At 63.4% G+C, this 25,692-nt stretch carries 21 protein-coding genes; 5 read left to right on the plus strand and 16 right to left on the minus strand.

The annotated features are described in order from the left end of the window. Nucleotides 1–62 precede the first annotated feature (62 nt). From MOV74_RS01075 to MOV74_RS01115, 9 genes are all read right to left on the minus strand, one after another. Nucleotides 63–902, minus strand: coding sequence for an aldo/keto reductase (locus MOV74_RS01075; protein ID WP_246916730.1), 840 nt, complete (start codon nucleotides 900–902; stop codon nucleotides 63–65). A gap of 8 nt (nucleotides 903–910) precedes the next feature. Then, entirely contained in the window at nucleotides 911–1,807 is an 897-nt protein-coding gene (locus MOV74_RS01080; RefSeq protein ID WP_246916857.1) for an SMP-30/gluconolactonase/LRE family protein, read from the minus strand. A 378-nt stretch (nucleotides 1,808–2,185) separates the two neighbouring features. After that, nucleotides 2,186–4,888 (minus strand): nitrate reductase, encoded by a 2,703-nt coding sequence (locus MOV74_RS01085; protein WP_246916733.1) that lies wholly within the window; start codon nucleotides 4,886–4,888, stop codon nucleotides 2,186–2,188. 1 nt (nucleotide 4,889) lies between these two features. After that, nucleotides 4,890–6,107 (minus strand): FAD-dependent oxidoreductase, encoded by a 1,218-nt coding sequence (locus MOV74_RS01090; protein ID WP_246916738.1) that lies wholly within the window; start codon nucleotides 6,105–6,107, stop codon nucleotides 4,890–4,892. A gap of 10 nt (nucleotides 6,108–6,117) precedes the next feature. Continuing rightward, nucleotides 6,118–6,546, minus strand: coding sequence for a globin family protein (locus MOV74_RS01095; RefSeq protein WP_246916743.1), 429 nt, complete (start codon nucleotides 6,544–6,546; stop codon nucleotides 6,118–6,120). A 122-nt stretch (nucleotides 6,547–6,668) separates the two neighbouring features. Then, complete coding sequence (locus tag MOV74_RS01100; RefSeq protein WP_246916746.1) at nucleotides 6,669–8,048, minus strand: MFS transporter; 1,380 nt, start codon at nucleotides 8,046–8,048, stop codon at nucleotides 6,669–6,671. 336 nt (nucleotides 8,049–8,384) lie between these two features. Further along, nucleotides 8,385–9,179, minus strand: a complete 795-nt coding sequence (locus MOV74_RS01105; protein WP_246916750.1) for an ABC transporter ATP-binding protein — start codon at nucleotides 9,177–9,179, stop codon at nucleotides 8,385–8,387. Nucleotides 9,180–9,192: 13 nt separating this feature from the next. Beyond that, entirely contained in the window at nucleotides 9,193–10,089 is an 897-nt protein-coding gene (gene ntrB, locus MOV74_RS01110; protein WP_246916752.1) for a nitrate ABC transporter permease, read from the minus strand. A gap of 60 nt (nucleotides 10,090–10,149) precedes the next feature. Continuing rightward, the gene (locus MOV74_RS01115) at nucleotides 10,150–11,469 is read right to left on the minus strand and encodes a CmpA/NrtA family ABC transporter substrate-binding protein (protein ID WP_246916755.1); all 1,320 of its coding nucleotides are present in this window, start codon (nucleotides 11,467–11,469) and stop codon (nucleotides 10,150–10,152) included. A gap of 165 nt (nucleotides 11,470–11,634) precedes the next feature. Here MOV74_RS01115 and MOV74_RS01120 point away from each other — a divergent pair, with 165 nt between their 5' ends. The 3 genes from MOV74_RS01120 (at nucleotide 11,635) to MOV74_RS01130 (ending at nucleotide 14,784) form a co-directional block, all read left to right on the plus strand. Continuing rightward, nucleotides 11,635–11,847 carry a hypothetical protein gene (locus MOV74_RS01120; RefSeq protein ID WP_246916759.1) on the plus strand — a complete coding sequence of 71 codons (213 nt, stop codon included), beginning with the start codon at nucleotides 11,635–11,637 and terminating at the stop codon, nucleotides 11,845–11,847. Nucleotides 11,848–12,147: 300 nt separating this feature from the next. Then, the gene (locus MOV74_RS01125) at nucleotides 12,148–12,987 is read left to right on the plus strand and encodes a formate/nitrite transporter family protein (RefSeq protein WP_246916762.1); all 840 of its coding nucleotides are present in this window, start codon (nucleotides 12,148–12,150) and stop codon (nucleotides 12,985–12,987) included. 60 nt (nucleotides 12,988–13,047) lie between these two features. After that, nucleotides 13,048–14,784 carry a bifunctional protein-serine/threonine kinase/phosphatase gene (locus tag MOV74_RS01130; RefSeq protein ID WP_246916767.1) on the plus strand — a complete coding sequence of 579 codons (1,737 nt, stop codon included), beginning with the start codon at nucleotides 13,048–13,050 and terminating at the stop codon, nucleotides 14,782–14,784. A gap of 1,008 nt (nucleotides 14,785–15,792) precedes the next feature. Here the strand turns inward: MOV74_RS01130 and MOV74_RS01135 are convergent. Further along, nucleotides 15,793–16,710, minus strand: a complete 918-nt coding sequence (locus MOV74_RS01135; protein ID WP_246916770.1) for an intradiol ring-cleavage dioxygenase — start codon at nucleotides 16,708–16,710, stop codon at nucleotides 15,793–15,795. A 161-nt stretch (nucleotides 16,711–16,871) separates the two neighbouring features. Between MOV74_RS01135 and MOV74_RS01140 the strand changes: the two genes are divergently transcribed. Continuing rightward, a complete protein-coding gene (locus MOV74_RS01140) occupies nucleotides 16,872–18,146 on the plus strand; it encodes a serine hydrolase (protein ID WP_246916773.1) in 1,275 nt (424 codons plus the stop codon). 52 nt (nucleotides 18,147–18,198) lie between these two features. Here the strand turns inward: MOV74_RS01140 and MOV74_RS01145 are convergent, their stop codons facing one another. The 4 genes from MOV74_RS01145 to MOV74_RS01160 form a co-directional block, all read right to left on the minus strand. Beyond that, entirely contained in the window at nucleotides 18,199–19,518 is a 1,320-nt protein-coding gene (locus MOV74_RS01145; RefSeq protein ID WP_246916776.1) for a TRAP transporter large permease, read from the minus strand. Beyond that, nucleotides 19,515–20,030 carry a TRAP transporter small permease gene (locus MOV74_RS01150; protein WP_246916779.1) on the minus strand — a complete coding sequence of 172 codons (516 nt, stop codon included), beginning with the start codon at nucleotides 20,028–20,030 and terminating at the stop codon, nucleotides 19,515–19,517. Before MOV74_RS01150 ends, MOV74_RS01145 begins: the two co-directional genes overlap by 4 nt. An 83-nt stretch (nucleotides 20,031–20,113) precedes the next feature. Next, complete coding sequence (locus MOV74_RS01155) at nucleotides 20,114–21,112, minus strand: TRAP transporter substrate-binding protein (RefSeq protein ID WP_246916782.1); 999 nt, start codon at nucleotides 21,110–21,112, stop codon at nucleotides 20,114–20,116. 382 nt (nucleotides 21,113–21,494) lie between these two features. After that, a complete protein-coding gene (locus MOV74_RS01160) occupies nucleotides 21,495–21,728 on the minus strand; it encodes a hypothetical protein (RefSeq protein ID WP_246916784.1) in 234 nt (77 codons plus the stop codon). A gap of 455 nt (nucleotides 21,729–22,183) precedes the next feature. Between MOV74_RS01160 and MOV74_RS01165 the strand changes: the two genes are divergently transcribed. Then, nucleotides 22,184–23,641: a sensor histidine kinase gene (locus tag MOV74_RS01165; protein WP_246916859.1), complete on the plus strand. Its 1,458-nt coding sequence runs from the start codon at nucleotides 22,184–22,186 to the stop codon at nucleotides 23,639–23,641. A gap of 438 nt (nucleotides 23,642–24,079) precedes the next feature. On the opposite strand, the gene MOV74_RS01170 is transcribed toward MOV74_RS01165, so the two are convergent. Then, nucleotides 24,080–24,811 carry a cytochrome c biogenesis CcdA family protein gene (locus tag MOV74_RS01170; protein WP_246916787.1) on the minus strand — a complete coding sequence of 244 codons (732 nt, stop codon included), beginning with the start codon at nucleotides 24,809–24,811 and terminating at the stop codon, nucleotides 24,080–24,082. 207 nt (nucleotides 24,812–25,018) lie between these two features. After that, nucleotides 25,019–25,285: a hypothetical protein gene (locus MOV74_RS01175; RefSeq protein WP_246916790.1), complete on the minus strand. Its 267-nt coding sequence runs from the start codon at nucleotides 25,283–25,285 to the stop codon at nucleotides 25,019–25,021. Nucleotides 25,286–25,692: the final 407 nt, after the last annotated feature.

A 25,692-nucleotide genomic window follows, 5' to 3' on the forward strand; every position in this document is an offset into this window, starting at 1 on the left:
GATGCCGATATGCGCGAGCCGCCGCGCGCGTCAATGCTCCATTAATAATAGGCGCTTGTGCACTACAACATGGGCAGGCTGCGCGGCTTCGGCCCGCGCGGAAACGCCGCATCTAGCGCAGAAATGTCCTCTTTCGTCAGCACGAGATCGCCGGCCGCCGCGTTCTCGGCGGCATGGTCCGCCGACGACGCCTTCGGGATCGCGAACACCGTAGTCGCACGGGTGAGAAAGCTCAGCGCGACCTGACGCGGCGTCGCGCGACGCGCCTCCGCAATTTTCGCCAGCACGGCGCCGCCCTTGCTGCGCGCATCCGGGAAATCGTCATGACCAAACGGCGAATAGGCGACCACGGCGACGCCATGCTTCTCGCACCACGGGGTCACCGCGTGTTCGATCGCGCGCTCCTTCAGATGATAGAGCACCTGATTGCAGACGATGCGGCCCTCACCCGCGACCTCGAGAATCTCGTCGAGATCATCAGCGTCGAAATTGGAAACGCCCCAGGATTTGATCTTGCCTGATTTCACCAGGTCTTCGAACGCGGCGACCGTGTCTTCCAGCGGATAGGAACCGCGCCAGTGCAGGAGATAGCAATCGAGACGGTCGGTCTTCAGCCGCTTCAGCGAGCGCTCGCAGGCAGTGATGGTTCCGCGGCGCGAGGCATTGCTCGGCAACACCTTGGAGACGAGGAACACCTCATCGCGCCGGCCAGCGATGGCGTCTGCAATGACCAGCTCCGCATCGCCATACATCTCGGCGGTATCGATATGCGTCATGCCGAGATCGAGCCCCCGCTGAAGCGCGGCAATCGCGCGCTTGCGGTCGCCGTGGTCGAGATACCAGGTGCCCTGCCCGATGACGGAGACGTTGGCACCGGCATTGCCGAAGGGATTTGCGTTCATGTTGGAGCTCACAGTCCGCTGATATCCGCGACCAGCACGCTGCCGGTCGACGACTCCGTGATATAGAGGCGATCCTTGCTCGCGCCACCGATCGCGACATTGGTGCAGTTCGGCCCTGCGCATGACCTGATCCGCGCGATCAGTTCACCGTTTGGGGCGAACACGAAGACGTGGCCGAGCGAGGCGTGGCCGACGAACAGGCGGCCCTTGGCATCCATGGTCATTCCATCGGGGCCGCTGGTGCCGAACAGCGAGCAGAAGCGCCCGACCTTCGACACGCTGCCATCCTTCATGAACGGTAGCCGCCACACCGCATTGTCGCGCGTCATGGCGACGAACAGGACGGTCTCGGTCGGGTCGAGCACGAGGCCGTTCGGGCTGACGCCGGTGTCGATCAGGCAGTCGAGCCGGCCATTCGATGCCAGCCGATAGACCCGGCCACTCGGATCGTGCAACCCGGTCTGGCCCTGATCGGTGAAATAGATGTCGCCGTTGGAGGCGAGATGAAGGTCGTTGCAGCCGCGAAACGACTCCGAATTGCGCGCGGTCAGGACCGGCTTGACGCGGCCGGCCTTGGCATCGAGCTCCATGATGCCATGCATGTAGTCGGCAACCAGGATGCGGCCGTCGGCTGCGATCTTCAGCCCGTTGGGCCATCCCTCATATTCGGCGACCTGTGACCACTCGCCATCGGGCGCGATGCGGAAGATACGGCCGAAGGGAATGTCGACGATGTAGAGATAGCCGTCCTTGTCGAAGGACGGCCCCTCGATGAAGCTATCTGTTGCGATGCCCGGCCGGTTGGCCTCGGCCCAATCCGTCCGCACGCCCTTGCGGCGGAACTTGTCGGGCATCGCGGAGAAGAGCCTGGTCTCAATCAGGCGCGGCGGCGTTTCCAGGTACATCACGGCTTTTATGATTATTTGGGGAGGAGCGCGGCAACATAGGGCACAATCGCGGGCGCGTCGATTGGGGCGGGGGCATGGCTGCGTTGGGAGAGGAGCCCACCCACTCTCGCGCCCCGGACGCGCTGCAACGCGTCAGCGTCTGCTGCCCAGAGCCGGGACCCAGAAAGCCGAACACTCCGCTGTTGGATGGCCCCCGGCTCTGCAGCGCATCGTCGAAGGGACGCCGCGTTGCGTCCGGGGGCGCGAGATCGTCGTTTTGGCAGACAGCTGCATCAACCTCGTCATTGCGAGCGTAGCGAAGCAATCCAGACTGTCACCGCGGAGGGACGCTGGATTGCTTCGCTACGCTCGCAATGACGGTGGACGGAGTTGGGCCTACCCCACCGCACTCGCGACTTTCGCCTGCTTCGCCGGCACGTCCGTCGTCGCAATCAGCCGCTTCAGCTCGGGGATGCAGGAGCCGCAATTGGTCCCGGCCTTGAGCTTGGCGCCGATCTCGGCCGCCGTGCGCGCGCCAGCGGCGATGCTGTCGCAGATGGTGCCGCGGCCGACGCCGAAGCAAGCGCAGACGATCGGCCCGGTCGAGGCAGTCCCCTCCGTCGACTTGCCCGACAGCAGCAAGCGGCGTTGATCGTCGGTGACATGATCGGCCGCAAAGGCACTTCTGACCACCTCCCAATCGCCGGCGTCGTGCCCGGGGCCGACGAACAGGCAGGCCTCGATGCGATCGCCGGCAAACGAAGCCGCGCGATAGATGCCGCCGCCGAAATCGCGATATTCGGCGACGTCCTCGCCGGCAACGCCGTCGAGCCAGGCCGGCCAGCGCGACAGATCGGCGTTGTCGGCGAACAGATAACCGAAGCCCCCCGCAACCGTGACGCGAGCCCACAACAGGTTCGGCGGCAGATCGAGCTGCCTGCGCGACAGTGCGAAACCGCGGAAGACGTATTCGTAAGGTGCAATCGCAGCCGGCGTCGCCTTGGACTCGGGTTGGCCCGAGAACGGGTCAGTGAACGACTGCACCAGCGACCCGACGCGGCCATGCGAGCTATTCATCGCGCTCCAGTGGATCGGGACGAAAAGCGCGCCGCGCTGCTGGCGGTCGCTGACCACGGCCTTCAGGATGCACTGGCCGTAATCGGTGGTGATGCGGGCGTAGCCGTCGTGGACGATGCCATATTTGCTGGCGTCATCGGGGTGAAGCTCGACGAAGGGCTCGGGCAGGTGCGCGCCCAGCCGCTGGCTGAGGCCGGTGCGCGTCATGGTGTGCCACTGGTCGCGGATGCGTCCGGTGTTGAGTCTGAGTGGACGCGAGGCACCGGTCTCGCTGCGCAGCGACGGCACCTCCGGGGCGACGAAGCGGCCCTTGCCGTCATTGGTGAAGAAGCCGCCCTTCGCAAAGAAACGCTCGCCGGGCGCCTCGCCTTCGCGCACCGGCCACTGCACTGGCTTCAAGGCATCGAAGCCTTCGTCCGACAACTCGGTCAGCGCGCCGATGTCGAAATCGCGACTGCCCTCGTTCTCGAAGGCCGAGAGTGCGGCGTGCTCACGAAAGATATCGGCGGCGGATTTGTAATTGAAGCTGTCGCCGAAGCCGAGACGTTTGGCGGTCTCGCTCAAAATCCACCAATCGGGGCGGGCCTCGCCCGGCGCCGGCAGGAACGAACGCTGGCGCGAGATGCGGCGTTCGGAATTGGTCACCGTGCCCGACTTCTCGCCCCATGCGAGAGCCGGCAGCAGCACATGCGGTCCGGCCTCGACCGTGTCGTTGGAGAGCACGTTCTCGGAGACCACGAACAATTCGAGTTTCTTCAGCGCTTCGCGCACGAAATCGGCATCGGGCAGCGACACCGCCGGGTTGGTGCCCATCACCCAGAGCGCCTTGACCTCGCCGCGGTTGATGGCCTCGAACAGCTGCACCGCCTTCAACCCCTCGTGGGTGGCGATGTGCGGCGCCTTCCAGAACCGCCTGACGCGATCGATGTCGGGCGGCGTGAAGCCCATGTGGGCTGCCAGCATATTGGCGAGGCCGCCGACCTCGCGGCCGCCCATCGCGTTGGGCTGACCGGTGAGCGAGAACGGCGAGGCGCCCGGCTTGCCGATGCGCCCGGTGGCGAGATGGCAATTCAGGATCGCGTTGACCTTGTCAGTGCCCTGCGCCGACTGGTTGACGCCCTGCGAGTAGAGCGTGACGACGCGCTCGGTGTCGCGGAACATCTTGAAGAAGGTGGCGACGTCCTGCTCGGAGAGGCCCGTGGCGAGTGCGGTCGCGGTGACGCTGCCGGCGATGTTGCGCGCGCGCGCCAGCGCGTCATCAAAACCCGACGTGCTCTGCGCGATATACTCCCGGTCCAACGCACCATTGTCGGCGAGATGGACGAACAGGCCGGAAAACAGCGCGGTATCCGTGCCGGGCTTGAGCCCCAGGAACAGGTCGACGTCATCAGCCGTGTCGGTGCGGCGCGGATCGATCACGATCATGCGCGCGCCGCGCTCCCCTCGGTTCTTCAGCATGCGCTGGAACAGCACCGGATGGCACCAGGCCGCGTTCGAGCCGACGAAGACGAGCAAATCGGCCTGATCGAGGTCCTCGTAGCAGCCGGGCACCGTGTCGGCGCCGAAGGCGCGGCGATGGCCGGCGACCGATGACGACATGCAGAGCCGCGAATTGGTATCGACATTCGCCGTGCCGACAAAGCCCTTCATCAGCTTGTTGGCGATGTAATAGTCCTCGGTCAGCAGCTGGCCGGAGAGATAGAACGCGACCGCATCGGCGCCGTCGCGGGCCACGATGTGCTGCATGCGGTGGGCAACGTGGTCGAGCGCATCGCTCCAGGCCACGCGCTCCAGCACCCCCTTGCAGCGGATCATCGGGTAGAGCAGACGGCCTTCCAGCCCGACGGTCTCACCGAGCGCGGAGCCCTTGGAGCACAGCCGGCCGAAATTGGCGGGATGATCAGGGTCACCGGCGATCGCCGCGCCACCCTTGCCGTCGGGCGTCGCCAACACACCGCAGCCGACGCCGCAATAGGGACAGGTCGTCTTGGTGGCACGAAGCGTGGGGTCGATCGCCGTCATATCAGGCTGCTTTCGAAGGAAGCGCGAGCGCGCGGCCGAACATCATGTCGGTGCGGATGGCCGCCACCTTGTCGCGATTGCGGATCAGCTCGAGGTACCAGAGCGCATCGGCGGTATCGCCGATCAGCACGGCGCCGGTGAGCCGTCCGCCGGCGATCACGAGCTTCTTGTAGGTGCCGCGCCTGCGATCGGTCAGCACGAGGCTCTCGCTGCCCTCCCCGCCCATGAAGTCGCCCGCCGAGAACACGCTGACGCCGGAGACCTTCAGATTGGTCGAGACCACGCTGCCCTGATAGGAAGCAGGACGTCCGGCGAGATGCCGCGCCAGCACCCGCGCCTGCTCATAGGCGGGCTCGACCAGGCCATAGCAGGTGCCGCGATGCTCGGCGCATTCGCCAAGCGCGAAGATGTCGGGCGAGGACGTCTGCATGACGTCGTTGACGACGATGCCGCGGTTGACCGCGATCCCCGCCTCTTTCGCCAGCGCCGCGCTCGGCTTGATGCCCGCCGCGAAGATCACGGCGTCGGCCTCGATGCGGCTGCCGTCGGCAAGCTCGACGGCTTCGACATGACCATCGCCATGGATGCGTGCGGTCGAGGCGTTGAGCAGGATGCGGATGCCTTTGCGCTCGACCAGCGTCTTGAGCAGATCGGCGGCCGACCCATCGAGCTGACGCTCCATCAGCCGGTCCATGAGGTGCAGCAGCGTCACCGGCGCGCCGGCCTTGGCGAGGCCGTAGGCTGCTTCAAGTCCGAGCAGCCCGCCGCCGACGACGACGACGCGCTTCTTCGCTGCAGCCAACGTCAGCAACAGGTCGACATCGCGGGTGTCGCGAAAGGTGTGCACGCCGGCGAGATCGGCGCCGGGGACGTTCAGCCGCAGCGCCGTCGACCCCGTGGCGAGCACGAGCTTGGAATATTCCATGCTCTCTTCGCCTTCGATCTTCAGCTCGCGGCGGCCGACATCGATTTCGGTGACGCGATAGCCGTAGCGCACCGTAACGCCGCGATGGCGCCACCAATCAGCCGGCCGGAGCTCGATCTCGTGCGAGCCGGTCTCGCCGGCCAGCACGGATGAGAGCAGCACGCGGTTGTAAGCGAGCCGCGGTTCCTCACCGATCACGGCGACCGCGTAGCGGCCGAGCGCGGTCTTGGCGAGCTCGTCGACCAGACGTGCGGCCGCCATACCGTTACCGACGATGACCAGCGGTTCACTCACGAGACATCTCCTATTCAGCGGCCTGCGCTTGCGCGCCGTAGGCCTCGGACATCATGTAGCCAGACAGCACGCCATAGACATCTGTCCACGCTCTTGCGAGTTCAGGCGTCCAGTCCTCACCGAGCCCCTTCTCCAGCGTCCAAAGCAGGGCCGCACCGACCACGGGATAGTGCTCGGCCTTGGCGCCATAGGCGACGTGGCGCTTGGCGAGCTTGGAGGCCGCAGGAAGAATCGAGTCGAGGTTCGACAGGCCACCGACGACGGCGGCGAGCATGCCCATCAGCTTCTTCCGCTGCTCGGTCATGTCCTCGGGAAACATTGCGCGCACGGACGGCGCCACCTCGAACAGACGATTGTAGAACAGCACCGCGGCCTGCTCCGATATCGGTGCGACCTTGGCGAAGCTCTGCTGGACGAGGGTGATCTGTTCGGGCGTCATGATGTTATCCTGTCTGTTTCGGTTTGCCTTGGTGCGCGCCGTTGCGAACAAGGTTCATGGGTCAAACGTCATCAGAGAGTCTTCTCCCCGCGTACGGGGAGAAGCGAGATTCATACCAAGTATCAGACTCGCGCTTCGGCAAGGCTTGAGGCGCCTTCGCCCTGCGGGCTGCGACGCAGATAGAACCACCAGGTCAGTGCGAGGCAGGTGGCGTAGAAGGCGAGATAGATCACGAGCGCGAGCTGCGGCCCGCCGGTCAGGGCGATCGACTTGCCGAAACCGGTCGGGATCAGATAGCCACCGACGGCGCCGATAGCGCCGATGAAGCCGACCGCTGCACCGCTCTCGATGCTCGCCGTCTTGAGCGCCACCGCGCGCGCCGCATCGCCTTTGCCGCGCACCTTGAACAGGTTCTCCTCGCGGAAGATCGAGGGGATCATGCGATAGGTCGAGCCGTTGCCGATACCCGTCGTCACGAACAAGATCAGGAACATCGACAGGAAGCCGATGAAATCCTTCTGCCCGACGAAGTAGAGCACGCCGACCGTCGCGCCCGCCATCACGATGAAATTCCAGAACGTGATGATCGAGCCGCCGATCCTGTCGGCAAGCCAGCCGCCGAGCGGACGCGACAGCGAGCCGACCAGCGGCCCGAGGAACGCGATCGCGATCGTGACTTGCGGGAACTGCGTCTTGATCAGCAGCGGGAACGCGGCGGAGTAGCCGATGAAGGATCCGAACGTGCCGATATAGAGATACGCCATGATCCAGGTGTGCTTGCGCTTGACGATCGCGAGCTGGTTCTTCACCGACGATTTCGCCGTGGTGAGATTGTTCATGAAGAACACCGCACCGAACACCGCGATCGCGATCGGCAGCACCCACATCAGGCCGGCATTCTGCAGGAAGATGCCGTCGACGGGCGTTGCCTGGAACAGGTTGAACACGGCGAGCGTCATCAGGATCGGGGTCAGCAGCTGCACGCTGGAGACACCGATATTGCCACCGGCCGCGTTCAGGCCGAGCGCCCATCCCTTCATCCGGTCGGGGAAGAAGAAGGAGATGTTGGTCATGCTGGAGGCGAAGTTGCCGCCACCGAGACCCGCGGTCGAGGCGATCAACAGCATCAGCCAGAACGGCGTGTCGGGCTGGCTCACGAAATAGGCAAGCGACAACGTCGGAATGAACAGGATCGCCGCACTGAAGATGGTCCAGTTGCGGCCGCCGAACGTCGTCACGGCGAATGTATAGGGAAAGCGCATCAATGCGCCGATCAGGCCCGGCACCGCAACGAGCTGGAACAGCTGGTCGGTGGTGTAGTGGAAGCCCGCCTGCGGCAGCTTGGTGGTGACGATGCTCCAGATCAGCCAGACCGAGAAGCCGATATGCTCGGCCACGATCGACCAGATTAGATTGCGTCGCGCGATAGTCTTGCCAGTCGCATTCCAGAACGCCTCATCTTCGGGGCGCCAGTCTGAAATCCACGTAGGATTCTTCGTCATTGAGTATCCCTTCTAGGCTCACCGCTGCGTCGTTGCAGGCTCTGCCTCACATGGAGGCGCGCTCCGAGGCTTCACCCCGGTGGCGAGTTCACGATGCTGATTGATGGTGTTGAGGGACGTCGTCGTTGGCGTCGCGCAAAGGCATTTCAATTTCCGTGCCAATTGCGCGCACGCTGGAAATACAGGGATTTCAGGACGTTATTCGTATTGCCAGAATTTATTGCAGGGCTTTTCCGCTCGCAAAATTTGCGATTCGCTCAATCCTTGTGCGACGCACAAGGATTGAGCGGGATGTCGATTAATTAGGCGCGCGCATGTCTCGCGTTAACATTTGATTTACGCGGCCTCGACGAAGCGATGACGCTCGTAAAGGAATTCGAGCACGCGCTGCCGGCACTTCAAATAGGTGGCGTTGGTCGCGAGCTCGAGCCGCTTGCGCGGACGCGCCAGCGGTACCTCCAGCACCTCGCCGATGCGCGCGCTCGGCCCATTGGTCATCATCACGATGCGGTCGGACAACAGCACGGCCTCGTCGACGTCGTGGGTGATCATCAAAATGGTGTTGCCGAGCTTCTGATGCAGCGCCATTACGGAGTCCTGCAGATGTGCGCGGGTCAGCGCGTCGAGCGCGCCGAACGGCTCGTCGAGCAGCAGCACCTTCGGCTCCATCGCCAGCGCCCGCGCAATGCCGACGCGCTGCTTCATGCCGCCGGAGATTTCGGATGGGCGCTTGTCCCTGGCATGGGCCATCTGCACGAGGTTGAGATTGTGCATCACCCAGGCGTCGCGCTCGGCGCGGGACTTGGTCTTGGCGAAGACCTTGTCGACGCCGAGCCTGACGTTCTCGTAGACGGTGAGCCAGGGCAGCAGGCTATGGCTCTGGAACACCACGGCGCGGTCGGGCCCCGGCGAGTTGACCTCGCGGTTTTCGAGTAGCACGCCGCCGGTGGTGGCGCCTGTCAGTCCTGCAATGATGTTGAGCAGGGTCGACTTGCCGCAGCCGGAATGGCCGATGATCGAGACGTATTCGCCCTTCTCGATCGTCAGGTTGATCTCCTTGAGCACCTCGGTGGTCGCGGCGCCGCGGGTAAAGACCTTGTCGATATGGTCGAGCTTCAGATAAGCGGTCATGTGCCCCTCTCCTTCAATTCTGCGCGGTGCCGCGGGTGACGACCTTGCCAAGACCCGCGATCAGGCGGTCCAGCACGAAGCCGACGATGCCGACATAGAACAGCGCCAGGATGATCTCGCTGATATGAGAGGAGTTCCAGGCGTCCCAGATGAAGAAGCCGATGCCGACGCCGCCGATCAGCATTTCCGCCGCGATGATAGCGAGCCATGACAGCCCGATGCCGATGCGCAGGCCCGTGAAGATGTAAGGCGCGGCCGCCGGGATCATGATCTTGGCGAAGAACTCGAGCGGGTTGAGCTGCACCACCGCGGCGACGTTGCGATAGTCCTGCGGGATGTTGCGGATGCCGACCGCGGTATTGATGATGATCGGCCAGATCGAGGTGATGAAGATGACGAAGATCGCCGAGGGCTGGCCGTCACGGAACGCCGCGAGCGACAGCGGCAACCAGGCCAGCGGCGGGATGGTGCGCAGCACCTGGAACAGCGGATCGAGCCCGCGCATCGCCCAGACCGACTGTCCGACCAGCACGCCGAGCGCGATGCCGGCGATCGCGGAGAGCGAATAGCCGAAGGCGACGCGCTGCAGGCTGGCAGAGAGATGCCAGAACAGGCCCTTGTCGATGCCGCCATGGTCGAAGAACGGATCGAGGATCAGCTCCTTGGTGTCCTTGAACACCTTCGATGGCGGCGGCAGTGCCGAGCCGGCACGGCGGCAGATCAGCTCCCAGACCAGCGTCAGCAGCGCGATCACGACCAGGGGCGGGATCACGCGCACGGCGGTCTCCCTTGCCATGCGTGCGTAGGCTTCCGTGCGCGGGGGACGCTTTGGCGTCATCGCAACGACCGGCGCGGCACTGGCCGCAGGCGTCGCGGTCTCGATCTCAATTTTGGCGGCAGGCATATTCATCGCAATATCTCTCCGGCTGCAAAAGGCGATGCGGCCGCCCAAGGGCGGCCGCTGGGTCCATCAGACTTCGACGCGCTTGATCGCGAGCGATTTCAGATAGGCAGCCGGATTTTCCGGATCGAACACCTTGCCGTCGAAGAAGGTCTCCTTGCCGCGCGAGGTGGAGGTTGGAATGTCGGAGGCCGCGACACCGAGCGTCTTGGCCGCATCGCGCCACATGTCCTCGCGGTTGACCTTGGCGATCAGCGCCTTGCTGTCGAAGCCGGCTTCGTATTTGCCCCAGCGGATGTCCTCGGTCATGAACCAGAGATCGTGGCTCTGGAACGGATAGGAGGCATGGTCGCGCCAGTACTTCATGATGTGCGGCGAGTTCTCGACCACCTTGCCGGGGATGCCGTAGTCGAACTTGCCCTTGGCGCGATCGGCAATGTCCTCGACCGGGCAGTTGATCCACTGGCGCTTGGCCATGATGGTGGCGAGCTCTTCCTTGTTCTCCATCTTGTCGGCCCATTGCTGCGCCTCCATCACCGCCATCAGGATCGCCTTCGCAGCCTTCGGGTTCTTGTCGACCCAGGCCGCGCGCATGCCGAGCGACTTTTCGGGATGCTTGCTCCAGATCTCGCCGGTGTTGACGGCGGTATAGCCGATGCCCTGATGGACGAGCTGGCCTGGCCATGGTTCGCCGACGCAGAAGGCGTCCATGGTGCCGACCTTCATGTTGGCCACCATCTGCGGCGGCGGCACGGTGATGGTCTCGACGTCCTTGTCGGGATCGATCCCGCCGGCCGCGAGCCAATAGCGGACCCAGAGATCGTGCGTGCCGCCCGGGAAGGTCATCGCGACCTTGACCGACTTGCCCTCGGCCTTCTTCTTCTCGAACGCCGTCTTGAGCGGCGCCGCGTCGGTACCGATCTTGAGATCGGCGTATTCCTTGGCGACCGAGATGCACTGCGCATCGAGATTGAGCCGCGCCAGGATGTACATCGGCGTCGGCTGGCTGTTCTGCGTCACCTTGCCGGCCGAGATCAGGTACGGCATGGGGGTGAGGATGTGCGCGCCGTCGATCCCGTTGCCTTCGGAGCCGAGCACGAGATTGTCGCGCGTGGTGCCCCAGGAAGCCTGCTTCTGCACGTCGGTGTCGGGCACGCCATATTTGGCGAATAGGCCCTTGTCCTTGGCGACGAAGAGCGGGCCGGCATCGGAGAGCGCGATGAAGCCGAGCTTGGCGCCCTTGACTTCGGGGCCTGCGTCCTGCGCGAACGCGCCGGCGGGGAAATTCAGTTTTGCTGCGGCGAGAAGTGCGGCGGTCGAGCCGGTGGCTTTCAACAATTGACGGCGGCTGAGGCCCGTCTCCGAGGGCCGGCGGGTGCGCTTGGTCATAGGCAGTGTCGTCCTTTGCATCGTTGCAGAATTGATGGCGTCAGTGCACGCGAGCAGCCCGTCCGTCCGGCGGCGCCGTCTTTGGCGCATGCCAACGCACGACGGGGGAGACCCCCGCCTGGTGGCGTCGGCAAGTCGGATGAGAAGTCTCGCGGGACGGCTTCAATGGCGTCGGCATGGAACTATTCAAGCTTCGTGCCAAGCCCGACGGATAAAAAAACAAATGACAATCAACGTGTTATCGAAATTGCGGCAGGCCGTCGCGTATCCGTCGCGCATGTGAAACTTGCGGCCTGCTCAATCCTTGTGCGACGCACAAATCTTGTGCATGCGATCAAGCAGGAAGCCGACAAGCGCTGCATCGGCGGATCGACCTGAGAAGCATCCAGTTGATATCCTTAGATTTTCCCTATTTTGACGACGCGGCACGCAACTTGCTTCTCCTTGGACGTCAACGAAGACTGCGGCTTGCCGCATTGTTGCAGCCTCTGGCGGCTGCATTCGGAAGCTCAACTGCTTCGCGGCCCTCTCCGGCTCAGTCCTCGTGACGCGATTCCCAAGGCTTCCAAACTTTCAATAGCCCTCGTGCGCGGCAGGCCGGCCCGCACGGCCAAAGATGTTCAGTCGCGCTCTCGCCAGGGCGTGTCGATCTCACTTACGAAGCAAAAGGAACCATTGATGTCGTATCTCGCGCCTTCGGAATTCGTCACCAAGATGGTGGATGCGGGCGAGTCCAAGATCTTCATGTCCACCCGGGATACCATCATCCGCGCCTACATGGCCGGCGCCATCCTCACGCTCGCGGCATGGTTCGCCGTCACGATCAACGTGAATACCGGCCAGCCGCTGATCGGCGCACTCCTGTTTCCGGTCGGCTTCGTCATGCTGTACCTCCTGGGCTTCGATCTCCTGACCGGCGTGTTCGTGCTCTCGCCGCTCGCCCTGATCGACAAGCGTCCTGGCGTCACGATCGGTGGCGTGCTGCGCAACTGGGGCCTCGTCTTCGTCGGCAATTTCGCCGGCGCCTTCACCGTCGCCTTCATGATGGCCTTCGTCACCACCTTCGGCTTCTCGCAGCCGCCGGACAAGGTCGGCACCGCGATCGGAATCATCGGCGAAAGCCGGACGCTCGGCTACGCCGCCCATGGTGCGGCCGGCATGGCGACGCTGTTCCTGCGCGGCATGCTCTGCAACTGGATGGTCTCGACGGGAGTCGTCGGCGCCATGATCTCGACCTCGGTCTCCGGCAAAGTCATCGCCATGTGGATGCCGATCCTGGTGTTCTTCTACATGGTGTTCGAGCATTCCGTCGTGAACATGTTCTTGTTCCCGTCCGGCCTGCTGCTCGGCGCAAAGTTCTCCATCTTGGATTACCTGATCTGGAACGAGATCCCGACCGTGCTCGGCAACCTCGTCGGTGGCCTCGCCTTCACCGGCATGACGCTCTACACCACGCATGTCATGACCTTGCCGAAGCGCCAGGCCGACAAGGCTGCGAAGCCCCGCGTCGCGGCCTGATCGAATACGTCTCGACAAGGGAGCCTTGCCCAAGCAGGGTGAGGCTCCCTTCTCCTGGTGATGACGATGTCCCGCGGACTCCTGATCTCGGTTGGCCAGCATTCCGACAAGGGTCGCAAGCCCGTCAACCAGGACTTTCACGGCGTCCTCATTCCGGAGGAGCCGCTGCTCAGCCTGAAGGGCATCTCGGCCGTCCTCGCCGACGGCATCTCCTCTAGCACGGTGAGCCAGATCGCCAGCGAGTCGGCGGTCAAGAGCTTCCTGATGGACTATTATTGCACGTCGGAATCCTGGACGGTGAAGACGTCCGCCCGCCGTGTGCTGGATGCCACCAATTCCTGGCTGCACGCGCAGACGCGCAAGAGCCAATACGCCTATGACCGCGACAAGGGCTATGTCTGCACCCTCAGCGCCATGGTCATCAAGGCGACCACCGCGTACATCTTCCATGTCGGCGATTGCCGCATCTACCGCGTCGCCGGCAAGGCGCTCGAGCAGCTGACCGACGATCACCGCATCATCGTGTCCTCGGAGCAGACCTATCTCGGCCGCGCGCTCGGCATCAATCCGCAGCTCGAGATCGACTATCAGGCGTTCGAGGTCGAGGCCGGCGACATTTTCCTGCTGGCGACTGACGGTGCCTACGAATTCGTCGACGCGCGCTTTGTCACCAGCGCGCTGAACGAGCATGCAGCCGATCTCGACGGGGCGGCCAAGGCCATCGTCGAGGAAGCCTACCGGCGAGGCAGCGACGACAACATCACCGTCCAGATCCTGCGGATCGACGCGGTGCCCCAACGCGAGCCGGCCGGCATCTTCAGTCAGACCTCACAATTGCCGCTGCCGCCGCTGCCGGAGCCGCGCGCGATCTTCGATGGCTACCGGATCGTCAGGGAAATCCACGGCAGCAGCCGCAGCCACATCTATCTCGCCGTCGATGTCGAAACCGAGGAACCGGTCGCGCTCAAGCTGCCGTCGATCGACCTGCGCGACAATGCCGCCTATCTCAAGCGCTTCCTCATGGAGGAGTGGATCGCGCGCCGGATCGACAGCCCGCATGTGCTCAAGCCGCTGTCCCAGTCGCGGCAGCGCAGCTATCTCTACGTCGCGACCGAGTTCGTCGAAGGCCAGACCTTGAAGCAGTGGATGACCGACAATCCGCGCCCCGATCTCGAAACCGTCCGTGGCCTCATCGAGCAGATCGCCGCCGGCCTGCGCGCCTTCCACCGCATGGAGATGCTGCATCAGGACCTCAGGCCCGACAACATCCTGATCGACAAGACCGGCACCGCGAAGATCATCGACTTCGGATCGGTCAGGGTGGCCGGCGTCGCGGAAGCGGCACCGCCGGACGAGGCCGACGAAATCCTGGGCACCGTCCAGTATACGGCGCCGGAGTATTTTCTTGGGCAGGGCGGCACGCCGCGCTCCGACATGTTTTCGCTGGCGGTGATCTGCTACCAGATGCTGACCGGAAAGCTTCCCTACGGCACCCAGGTTGCCAGGATCCGGCGCAAGGCGGACGTGCGCAAGCTCCGGTATCGCCCGGCCGACGACGATCGCAACGTGCCGGCCTGGGTCGACGGCGCGCTCAGGCGCGCGCTGCATCCCGATCCCTACAAGCGGCACGAGGATCTGTCCGAATTTGTCTTCGAGCTTCGCACACCGAATCCGGCGTATCTCGACACGCGGATCACGCCGCTCCTTGAGCGCAGTCCGCTGATGTTCTGGAAGCTGACCTCGGCGGCGCTCGCCTGCGCCGTCGTCGTGCTGCTGGCGCTGCTGCACGCGCGGTAGGGCCTGAGGGCGGAAGCGTCAGCTTCCGGCGCCAAGCGCGGCGAGTGATCGCCCAGAGCGATGTCGAAGATGTTGACTGACTGTGAAGTAGTTTACATCCCGGTGCCCCTGGCCTAGGCTAATGTCGCGGAGGCTTCTTGCTTTGAAGGAGGCATCCAATGCTCGCGGCAATCAAATGGCACTCCCGATATGGCGCTCGTGAATGGGTGATGATGGCTGGGGCGCTTGTCGGTCAACTCCGCGCACCGAATGCAAACCGACAGAACGGTGAGAGCAAGCTACGGCGACCGCTCTGGAAACACTTCGACGACACCCATCATTGGGACTCAACCGCGGAGGAATGGGTCCCCAACCATGATCGGTGATCGTGCAACGCTTCGTACGTCGCACAGGCCGAACTCCGACACTTCAAGATCCTCTCGCTGAGGGGCCTGTCGAGCGGTGCGATCTCGGTTCTTGGCTTTCGGTTGCTCGGACGTCTGTATCACTGACTGGCGCGATCGTCCCTAACTCGTGCCCTACTGGGCTTGATCGTAGGCCTGCAGTATCCGGACAAAATCAGCCATGCTGGATCGATCTCGGTTTTCAGTCATGACCTCAACCTGAGCATCGGACACGGGTTGGCGTCCCTGCCAGAACCGAGTCAGGAGATCGGCGATGTTTCTCATGGCGTACTCTCTGCACCAACCATGGCAATAAGCATCAGTTGAGCGGCGAAGCGCCGCTAGATCGGGAGAAGCGCCGGCGGGCGCTACGCCGCCGGCCTTGTCCCGCAACTGCCGGCTCGCAGGGCCGGTTCCGCTGCTTTCACTCTGGATGTATCGGTAGCACCAAGCACCGGGTCGACGCCACCGCGCGCAGGTATCAAGCGACCATACTTAGGTAGGCTTTTGGGCTAGAGCATGATCCGGAAAAGTGCGTAGCGATTTTCCGGAAAGATCATGCTTCAACAACAACCTAAAGCGCGATGACGATTCTCCTCATTTCATCGCGCTTTAGTGAAGGCCGTCACGCCGGCTCCTCGGCCTTCACCCCCAGCGGTTTCGGCGCCATGCCGCCGCCGGGCTTGAGGTGGAATTCGTAGGTCATCAGGTGCCACTGCCCGTTCGCCTTGGTGCCGTCGGGCATCGTAGCATCGTTGCGCGGCTCGACCTTGGCGACGAGGTCGTCCTTGACCCCGAACACCACGTCGGAATCCAGGTATTTGTCGCCGTCCATGAAGACGTGGGTGATCAGCGGCTCATAGCCCTTCGCATTGACCAGGAAGTGCACATGCGCGGGGCGCATCGGATGGCGCATGGTCTGCACGATCATCTCGCCGACGGGCCCGTCGGTCGGGATCGGATAGCTGCACGGCAAAATGGTGCGGAAGAAGAAGCGGCCGTCATCGTCGGTGATGAAGCGCGCCCGGGCGGAGGCGCCGACCTCGTCATAATTGGCCTTCTGGGAATCGTAGAAGCCGTCGTCATCGGCATGCCAGACGTCGACGGGGACGTTCGCGAGCGGCTTGCCCTTCAAATCCGTGACGCGGCTCTGCACGAACATCCGCTCGCCGGTCTGGTTGTTCGGCGAGATGTCGGTGCCATGCGCCGTCACCTTGTGCTCGCCAACATAGAATGGGCCGAGCACGGTGGTCTGGGTCGCGCCGTCGCGGTCGCGATGGTTGACCGCGTCGACCAGCATGGAGACACCGAGCACGTCGGACAAGAGGATGAACTCCTGGCGGGTGTCGGTGCATTTCTGCCCGGTGCGGGTCAGGAAATCGATGGCGTAGTCCCACTCCTCGAAAGTGAGGCCGGTCTTGCTCACGTAATCGTGCAGCGACTTCACCAATTCCTGGAGCAGGAATTTCGCGCGCGGATTGGGCGTGCTGTCGAAGCTCCTAACGACGGCTTCGGTGAGATCAGTCTCGTTGAACTGCGTCATGATGGCTTGCCCTGTGTTTTTCTCGTTGGCCCCGGGGGCTCCTTGGCGGCGTTCCAGGGGGCAGCCTACACCAGCCGGCCCCCCTGCGTTAAGCGCGAGCGGCTTGGAATGAGGCCGTCATTTGGCTATCAACGGACCGACAAAACTGCCCGGAGGAACTGATGCTTGCCCCTACCCCCGCCTCGCCCGAATCCGTCGGCATGTCCAAGGCCGCACTCGACCGCATCGATGCGCATCTGAAGAGCCGCTACATCGATGCCGGCCGCTTCCCGGGCACGCATCTTCTGGTCTACCGGCGCGGCAAGGTCGCGCACAGCTCGGTTCAGGGCCTTGCCGATGTCGAGCGCAAGCTGCCGGTCAAGGACGACACGATTTACCGCATCTATTCCATGACCAAGCCGCTCACCAGCGTCGCCTTCATGATGCTGGTCGAGCAGGGCCTCGTCGCCATCGACGAGCCCGTCGCAAAATACATTCCGGAATGGAAGGATCTCGGCGTATTCGTCGCCGGCACCTACCCCGCCTTCCTGACCCGGCCGCCCTCGCGGCCGATGCTGATCGTCGATCTCCTGCGCCATACTTCAGGTCTCACCTACGGCTTCCAGCAGCGCTCCAATGTCGACGCCGCCTATCGGGCCGAGAAGATCGGCGAGGTCGAGAAATCAGGTACGCTTCAAACCATGATCGAAGCGCTTGCCAAGATCCCGCTGGAATTCTCGCCGGGCGAGGCCTGGAATTACTCAGTCGCAACCGACGTGCTCGGCTATCTCGTCGGCAAGATCTCCGGCATGCCCTTCGAGCAGTTCCTTAAGTCACGCATTCTCGATCCGCTCGGGATGACCGACACCGACTTCCATGTGCCGGCCTCGAAAGCGCATCGGTTCGCGGCCTGCTATTCCGCCGATCCCGGTGGCGGCATGACCTTCCATGCCGGCCAGCGTCGCGAGGGCCTGACGCTCCAGGACGATCCGACAACGAGCTCCTTCCTGGCGCCTCCCTCCTTCATCTCCGGCGGCGGCGGCCTCTGCTCGACGGTCGCGGATTATCTCACTTTCTGCCGCGCCCTGCTCAACGGCGGCGAACTTGGCGGCGTCAGGCTGATCGGGCCGAAGACGTTGGCGCTGATGACGACCAACCACATTCCGGGCGGCCATGCACTGCCGGAAGTCTCGCGTTCGCTGTTCTCGGAAGCCACCTATAACGGCATCGGCTTCGGCCTCGGCTTTGCCGTGACGATGCGTCCGGCCGAGACGCTGATTGCGGGCAGCCCCGGCGAATACAATTGGGGCGGCGCGGCCACCACCTCGTTCTGGATTGATCCGGCCGAAGAGCTGATCGCGATCTTCATGACGCAGGTGCTGCCGTCGAGCGCCTATCCGCTCCGCCGCGAACTCCGCAGCATGGTCTACGCCGCGATTACCGAGAGCAACCTGTAACCAATCGAACCGATCCCGCGGCCCACGGCCGCGGGATCGCGCCATCAGACGCTCATTTGAGCATTTCCGGCACGATCAGGCGTGGCAGGAACAGCGACACGCTGGGCCAGACGATGACGGCCGCCAGCACGAGCAGCATCGGGATCAGCATGATCACCGTGTCCTTCAGCGCATAGCGCAGCCTCACGCCCGCGATCGAACAGGCGATCATCAGACAGAGGCCATAGGGTGGCGTCACCAGTCCGAAGGCCAGCGATACGATGGAAATGATCGCAAACTGGACCGGATGGAGATCGACCGACTTGGCGAGCGGCTCCAGCACGGTGCCGACGATAATGATGGCGGGGATGGCGTCGAGGAAGCAGCCCACCACCAGGAAGCAGAAGGCGATGAAGAAGCCGGCCGCAACGCTGCCCATGCCCCAGGTCGAGACATTGGCCAGCAGCTCCTGCGGGATCTTGTAATAGGCGAGCAGCCAGCCGAACGCGCTTGCCGTGCCGACGCAGAACAGCGCCACGCCGGCAAGGCGCCCGGTGTCCAGCAGCGCCTTGTACAATTCGCGGATACCCGTCTCGCGGTAGAAGAAAGCCGAGAGCGCTACGGAATAGAGCACGGCGACACAAGCCGACTCTGTCGCGGTGAACCAGCCGAGCAGAATGCCGCCCACGATGATAAACGGCGTCATCAGCGCAGGTATCGACTTCCAGATGGCGCAGCGCATCTCCACCCAGGTCGACTTTGGATAAGTCGGGTAGCCGCGTCGGACGGCGTAGACGTGCACCGTCGCCATCTGCGCGCCCGCGATCAGCAGACCCGGCACGATGCCGGCCAGATACATCGCCGCAATCGAGGTCGAGATCAGCCCGCCCCAGACGATCATGAGGATCGACGGTGGGATGATGACTGCCAGCACCGCGGAAACCGCGGTGATCGCGATCGAGAACGAAAGGTCGTAGCCTTCCTTGGTCTGGGCATCGATGAAGATTTTTGATTGGCTCGCCGCGTCTGCGGTCGACGAGCCCGAGATGCCAGCAAAGAACACCGACAGCACGACGTTGATCTGCGCCAGCGATCCCGGCCAGTGCCCGACCATCGAGCGCGACAGCGTCACCAGACGGTCGGTGATGCCGCCGATGCTCATCAGGTTCGCGGTCAGCAGGAAGAAGGGGACCGCGAGCAGGATGAAGGAGTTGTAGGCGTTGAACGTTTCCTGCGCGAGCATCATCAGCGACAGGTGCGGCTCGATCAGCAAGATCGGGACGCAGGCGAGACCGAGCGCGAAAGCGACTGGCACGCGCACGATGAGCAGGCCGATGAAGACCCCGAACAGCACCATCGCGGCCTGTCCGGCAGAAAGTACATTGCCGCTCATCGCTCTGCCCCAACCAGAATGCGCATCTCATCGATGATCTGTTCACCCGCGAAGATGATCCACGTGACGCCGGCAACGGGCCAGGCGACGTGAATCAGCCAAAGCGGCAGATCGGCCAGTTCAGAGGTCCTGTTCCAGGCGAAGCGGGTGAACTCCAGGCCGGCCACCACGAACACCAGCGCCAGTGCCAGCACGCCAAGGCGCGCCAGGATCCGCACGGCAGCCTCCGACCGCCGCGTCAGGTCCGGCCACACGTCGACCTCGAAATGCTGCGCCTCGCGCACGCCGACCATGGCGCCGATCATGATCGTCCAGACGAACAGGAATCGCGCCATTTCCTCCGTCCAGATGTAGGACGGAATGAGGGGCGTGTAGCGTGAAATGATCTGCAGCGTGACGGGAATGACGAGAATGCCGACGCATATGGCCAGCAGGAATTCCAGGAATTTCGCATAGGCCGCCGTGATGCGACGCCACAGCGACGGTGTGGACGGGACGGGCATTTCAGACATTGGGACTCCGTGCGGCAGTCGTCCGCCATGTCCGGGCAGGAAGCGGGGCCTGCCCGGAAATGCTGTCGGCGGACAGAGCGATCTCAGACGACGTTGATCTTCTCGAAAATGCCTTCCGCACCGATTTCCTTGGCGTAGGTGGCCATCACGGGATCGGCGAGCTTCTTCATGGCGTCCCGCTCCTCGAAGGGGACGCGCTTGAGCTTGCCGGCCTTCTCGAGCGTGTCGAGCTTGACGACCTCTTCGCTCGACTCGAGCTGACGACCATAGTCGCCGGCTTCCTTGCCGGCCTTCATGATCGCGTCCTGCAAATCCTTCGGCAAGGTCTTCAGCGTCTTCACCGAGAAGCAGATCGGCCGGATCGACACGGCGTGCTGGGTCAGGTTGAGATGCGGCGCCACTTCGTAGAACTTCATCGCTTCGACGCCCGCCGCCTCGTTTTCGCCGGCCGATATCACGCCGTTCTGGATCGCGTTGTAGATTTCGTTATAGGCGATCACGGTCGGGCTCATGCCGACGGCCGCAAAGGTCTTCGACCAGATCGGCGCGCCCTGCACGCGAACCTTGAGCCCCTTGAGATCGGCAAGATTCTTGAGCGGCTTGTTGGCGAAGATGTTGCGGATGCCGCCGCCGGAATAACCGATCAGAACCACCTCGGCCTTCGCCGCGACTTCGTCGGCGATCGGCGCCAGGATATTGGCTTCGACGACCTTGTTCATGTGGTCGATGCCCTTGAACACGAAGGGCGCATCGATGAACGGGGCCGCCTTGGCGAAGGTCGACATGTGGGCCGGCGAGACGATGCCGTAATCCACGGCCTTGCCCTGTGACATGTACTCAAAGTATTGCTTCTCGAGACCGAGCGAGGAGTTCCTGTGCAGGGTGAAGTTGACGGGCTTGCCGTAGTACTTCTTCACCAGCTCCTCGAACCGGAGCAGCGCCCGGTTGAAGGCGTGGTCGTCGTTGAACTGCACTGCGCCGTTCAGGGTGATCGGTGCTTGCGCCCTGAGGATCGACGGCATGCCGATCGTAGCCGCCGCGGTGGTCGCACCGATACCAGCGAGAAATGACCTTCGCTTCATCGTCTCCCCTCCCTTTGATGCTCCGCCCCTGTCGCCGGGGCGTGAGCGCAGCCGGTATGCGGCTTGCGAGAGGGAGCGTATGAAAAACCTCGGCGGGACGGAAGTCATTTCGACTGCGCTGGGGGGACTCCTTCGTCGCAGGGCTCCCCCTGCACGACCTGTTGCACTGCAACTCGTGCTCGGGCTGGCGCGGGGCCCACGCTTTCCATTATCCGAAGACTTGCGAGGTCCGAAGACTTACCGGACCTGTGCGCTGCGCGCACAGGCCCGTTCGCCTGCTGATGCAGGCCTAGTGCATATGGCCAATCAGATAAATGCCGCCGCCGATCACCAGAACGGCCGGCACGGCCCACAAAATAAGGACTGGCATTTGTCATCCTCCTCAATTTGACGTGCAGACCTTGACGGTCTTCATGCCGCTTTCGGCTTCGGTCCGCGACTTGTAGATCGTGCCCGACGGGCTGACCACGGTCATGGAGGTCTCTGTCGGCTTCTTGTCGACGACGGTGCACTTCTTGGTCTTGACGTCCTGGACGACATAGAACTCGTCGGCCGCGAACGCCGGTAGGGACAATGCAGCAAGCATCAGCGCTGCGGTCGCTATTTTCACCTTCATTTTCTCCTCCTCCAATGGCCGGGCTTCCGGCCCGGTCCGATCTACAAACGGGAAAAAATGGCAATTTGTTCCTATGCCAGGGAACGCTGTGCACGTACGGCGGTTGAGGAAATCGATTGATCGAGGCGTGGGTGGCGAGTTCAAAGCTGGTGGCCCTCGCCGGCCGCATGACATCGCATCGAGAGGCCCGGGTTTGCAGCTCAGCCTGGCGGCTATCTACATCATGTGTCTACTTCTGACCGCAATGAGCCTGAGCTGATGCGCGGGCATCCCGAACTGCGCTGCAAAATCGCAGCTCTCGGCGGCTTGCAGATGCGAAAACCGTGGCGCCGCGCAAGCCCCGCCCGTATGGTCTTCCCAAAATCATAATCCGGCCCGCTGCGCCGGAACCGGGACGCCTGCGTTTGTCAAAGCTCACCCTGCCGGTCCGGCTCGCTCTTCTCGTCACGGGAACGATGTTGCCGCTGATCGTCTTTGCGGTTGGCATTGTCTTCTACAATTACAAGCAGGACCGAAGCGACGCGACCCGCCGCGTCCTGGAGAACGTGCGCAGCATGCGCCTCGTGCTCGATTCCGAGGTGCAGCGGATGACCGGCGGCCTGCAGGTCCTGGCGTTGACGAATTCACTGCGCAACGACGACTTCCAAAACTTTCGCCGCATCGCCCTCGGCTTCGTCGACCAGTATGGCAAGGGCGGCCTGGTGCTGATCTCCGACCGGAAAGGCCGGCTGTTGTTCTCCTCCGCAACGGAAGACACCGCAAGCCTGCCGCCGCGCGGCCATCTGGAGATCATCGAAAAGGTGTTCGCGACCAGGTCGCCGCAATATTCCGACCTGTTCACAGGCGCGATCAATGGGCGGCAGGTCCTCACCGTCGAGGTTCCGGTGTTCCGCAACGGCGAGGTGATCTACGACCTCTGCTTCAGCCCGCCGATCAGCATCTTTCAGGAACTGGTGGAGAAGCAGCGGCCCGACCAGCTCTGGACCGTCTCTCTGCTCGACACCAAGGGCATCGTATTTGCACGCGCGCCGAACCCCAATGAATCGTTCGGAAAGCGTGCTTCGCCCTCGCTCTATGCCGAGATGTTCGGCCGTAGCGAGGCAGCGCTCCCAACGGTGTCGCTCGACGGCGTCGCCCTTGCCGCTGCCTACACACGATCGCAGCTGACGGGCTGGACTATCGCCGCCGGCGTCGACGAAGGCTCGCTGATCGCACCGCTCTGGCGCAACATCGCGATCACCAGCCTGATCGGCGGCATCCTGCTGCTGACCGGCCTGACCTTCGCGGTCAGGATGGCCACCACGATCGCGCGCGGCGAAATGCTGCACAATCTCCTGATCGAGGAGCTCAACCATCGCGTCAAGAACACGCTGGCTTTGATGCAGGCGATCGCGGTGCAGACCTTCCGCAGCGCCAGCCGGGACGAGCGGACCAAGTTCGAGGGCCGGCTCGGTGCACTGGCCGAAGCGCATAACCTTCTGAGCCAGGAGAAATGGGCGGGCTCCGAACTCCGGGACGTGATCGCCCGCGCCCTTCAGCCTTTCCTTCTCAATGGTCCCGACCGCATCCGCATGGCCGGTCCCGCGGTGCCGCTGTCGCCGCGGCTCGCCGTGGTGCTGTCGATGATCGTGCACGAGATCGCCACCAACGCCGCGAAATACGGCGCGCTATCCAACGAGACCGGCCGGGTGACACTGGACTGGGAGGTCATCACGGAAGCGCCGAAGCCACGGCTGCGGCTGATCTGGACCGAGATCGGTGGACCGCCGGTGACGGCGCCGGTGCAGCGCGGCTTCGGCTCGCGCCTGATCGAGCGCAGCGCGCGCGACCAGCTCGGCGGCGAGGCAACCGTCGACTTCCTGCCGCGCGGCGTCGTCTGCACGGTGATCTGCACGCTTGACGAGGCGCGGTGACCTTGGGATTGGAACGGCACGAGCGTGGCGAGCGCCACATCGCATGGATGATACGGCCGTGAAGCATCCCAATCCAAGGAAGCATCAATGCGGCAGCTCCGCTGGAATCCGGATCGCGCGGGCATTCTATGGATGCTGGCGTCCGCAATTATCGCTGTCGGCATCTTTGCGCTGGTTGCGATATATTTCCCTTTCCTGCCACAGCGAAACGCCGGTGCGGGCTTCGGACCTGATTGGGATTGCACCCCTCACCCCAGCGGCGAACCAACTTGCATTAAGAAAATCGGCCGATAAGTCCGCCTATACGTGCCGTCCCCGGCAATTGAACAATCCAACACTTCCCGGGGTGGGTCCGACCGCAGACGTCTGTCGAGCATCAGGCAATGACGATTGGCCGAAGCAATCATCTTCATTCCCGAACGCCGCCACGGGCGCGCCCTACCCGATCGTCTGCAGCGCCGGAAACGTCTCGAGCAGCCAGATGCTCACATTCGAGACTGCACCGGTGAGGAAGCCGATGCCGGTGATCACCATCAGCACGCCCATGGCGCGCTCGACCGTGACGAGATGGCCCTTCATGCGCGCGAACAGCGCGGAGAACTGTTCGATCATCAGCGCGGCAATCAAGAAGGGAATGCCGAGGCCGGCCGAATAGACCGCGAGCAGGCCGGCGCCCTTCGTCACCGTGGCTTCAGCCGCGGCGATCGAGAGGATCGCGGCGAGGATCGGGCCGATGCAGGGCGTCCAGCCGAAGGCGAAGGCGAGGCCCATGATATAGGCCCCCCAGAGGCCAACAGGCTTGGGGATCGGCAGTCGGCCCTCGCGCATCAACAGGCCGATGCGCGTCAAGCCCAGGAAGTGCAGGCCCATGACGATGATGACGAGGCCGGCGAGGATCGACAGTTCGGCCGACCAGGCGCGGATCAGCCCGCCGATCAGCGAGGCGCTGGCGCCGAGCGCGACGAACACCGTGGAGAAGCCAAGCACGAACAGGAGCGCCGACATCATGATCGCGCGCTTGGAGGTCGAGGCCGGCTCGTCGCTCTCGACATGCTCGATCGTGGCGCCCGTGAGATAGATCAGATACGGCGGAACCAGCGGCAGGACGCAAGGCGAGAGGAAGCTGACGAGGCCGGCAATCAGCGCCGCCGGGATCGAAACATTTTGCATGATGCCGTCTGAGCCATCTCAGGTGCCGGTAGGGCGCGCGGGGGAATGCGTCCGGCCCGGAGCCGAACCGGCTCTGGTGTAGCCGATGCCGGGGAATGCGCAACAGAGGCGCACGAAACCAGGGCTCCTCCCGATGCCGTCTGCGATCACAGGTGCGGCATCGGGACGCGCACAAATCTCGCCAAAAAGCGAAACTCGGCGGCGCGGCTACTTCACCACGCGGAGCAGCGGACGCCGGGGCTGGTCCTGCGTCTGCTTGGAAGGGGACGGCGGTTCGCTCGCGGCGCTCCGCAGCATTTCGTCGCACAGCGCCTTGAGATCGGCGCTGTCAATTCCTTTGAGTTTCATCCTGACGTCGAGGATGGCGATGGACAGCAGCTCGGCCGACTCACGGCTGTCGCACGCGTTGAGAACCCTGCGGCACTCCTCGAGCGTTTCCAGCACCGACTGCAACTGTTCGTCTGAATGCGACACCGGCGTTCTTTCCGTTAATTCGGCCTGCGAGACGTGGTTGTGACGACCCCTTCGGCCCCCATGGAATACCGAGGATAGCATGAGGCCGCTGCGCCTCCGAACCTGATTTCAATCGGTTTCAGCCTTGGAACCGCGATTCCGGCCGATATCGCTGCGCTGCGCAGTTGGTCATTGCCGAAGCAGTTCGGGAGAAAACGCCTGGCGCGCTGTGATTGATCCGTCGAGGGAGACGGCGCCCGCTCTCGCGCAAAGTCATTCAATGCGAACAGGGCCTGCAATCCCGCAGCCATTTGACGGCTCGCAACGGAACTCACGCTACACCCCTCATCCAGGCAAATAGTCCGCCCGATTCCCCAGCCATTGGCAGCACTCCGATACCACCCACGAGGTAGTAAGGATGACGTTCA

The sequence above is a fragment of the Bradyrhizobium sp. SHOUNA76 genome (genome assembly GCF_023006445.1).
Lineage (GTDB): Bacteria > Pseudomonadota > Alphaproteobacteria > Rhizobiales > Xanthobacteraceae > Bradyrhizobium.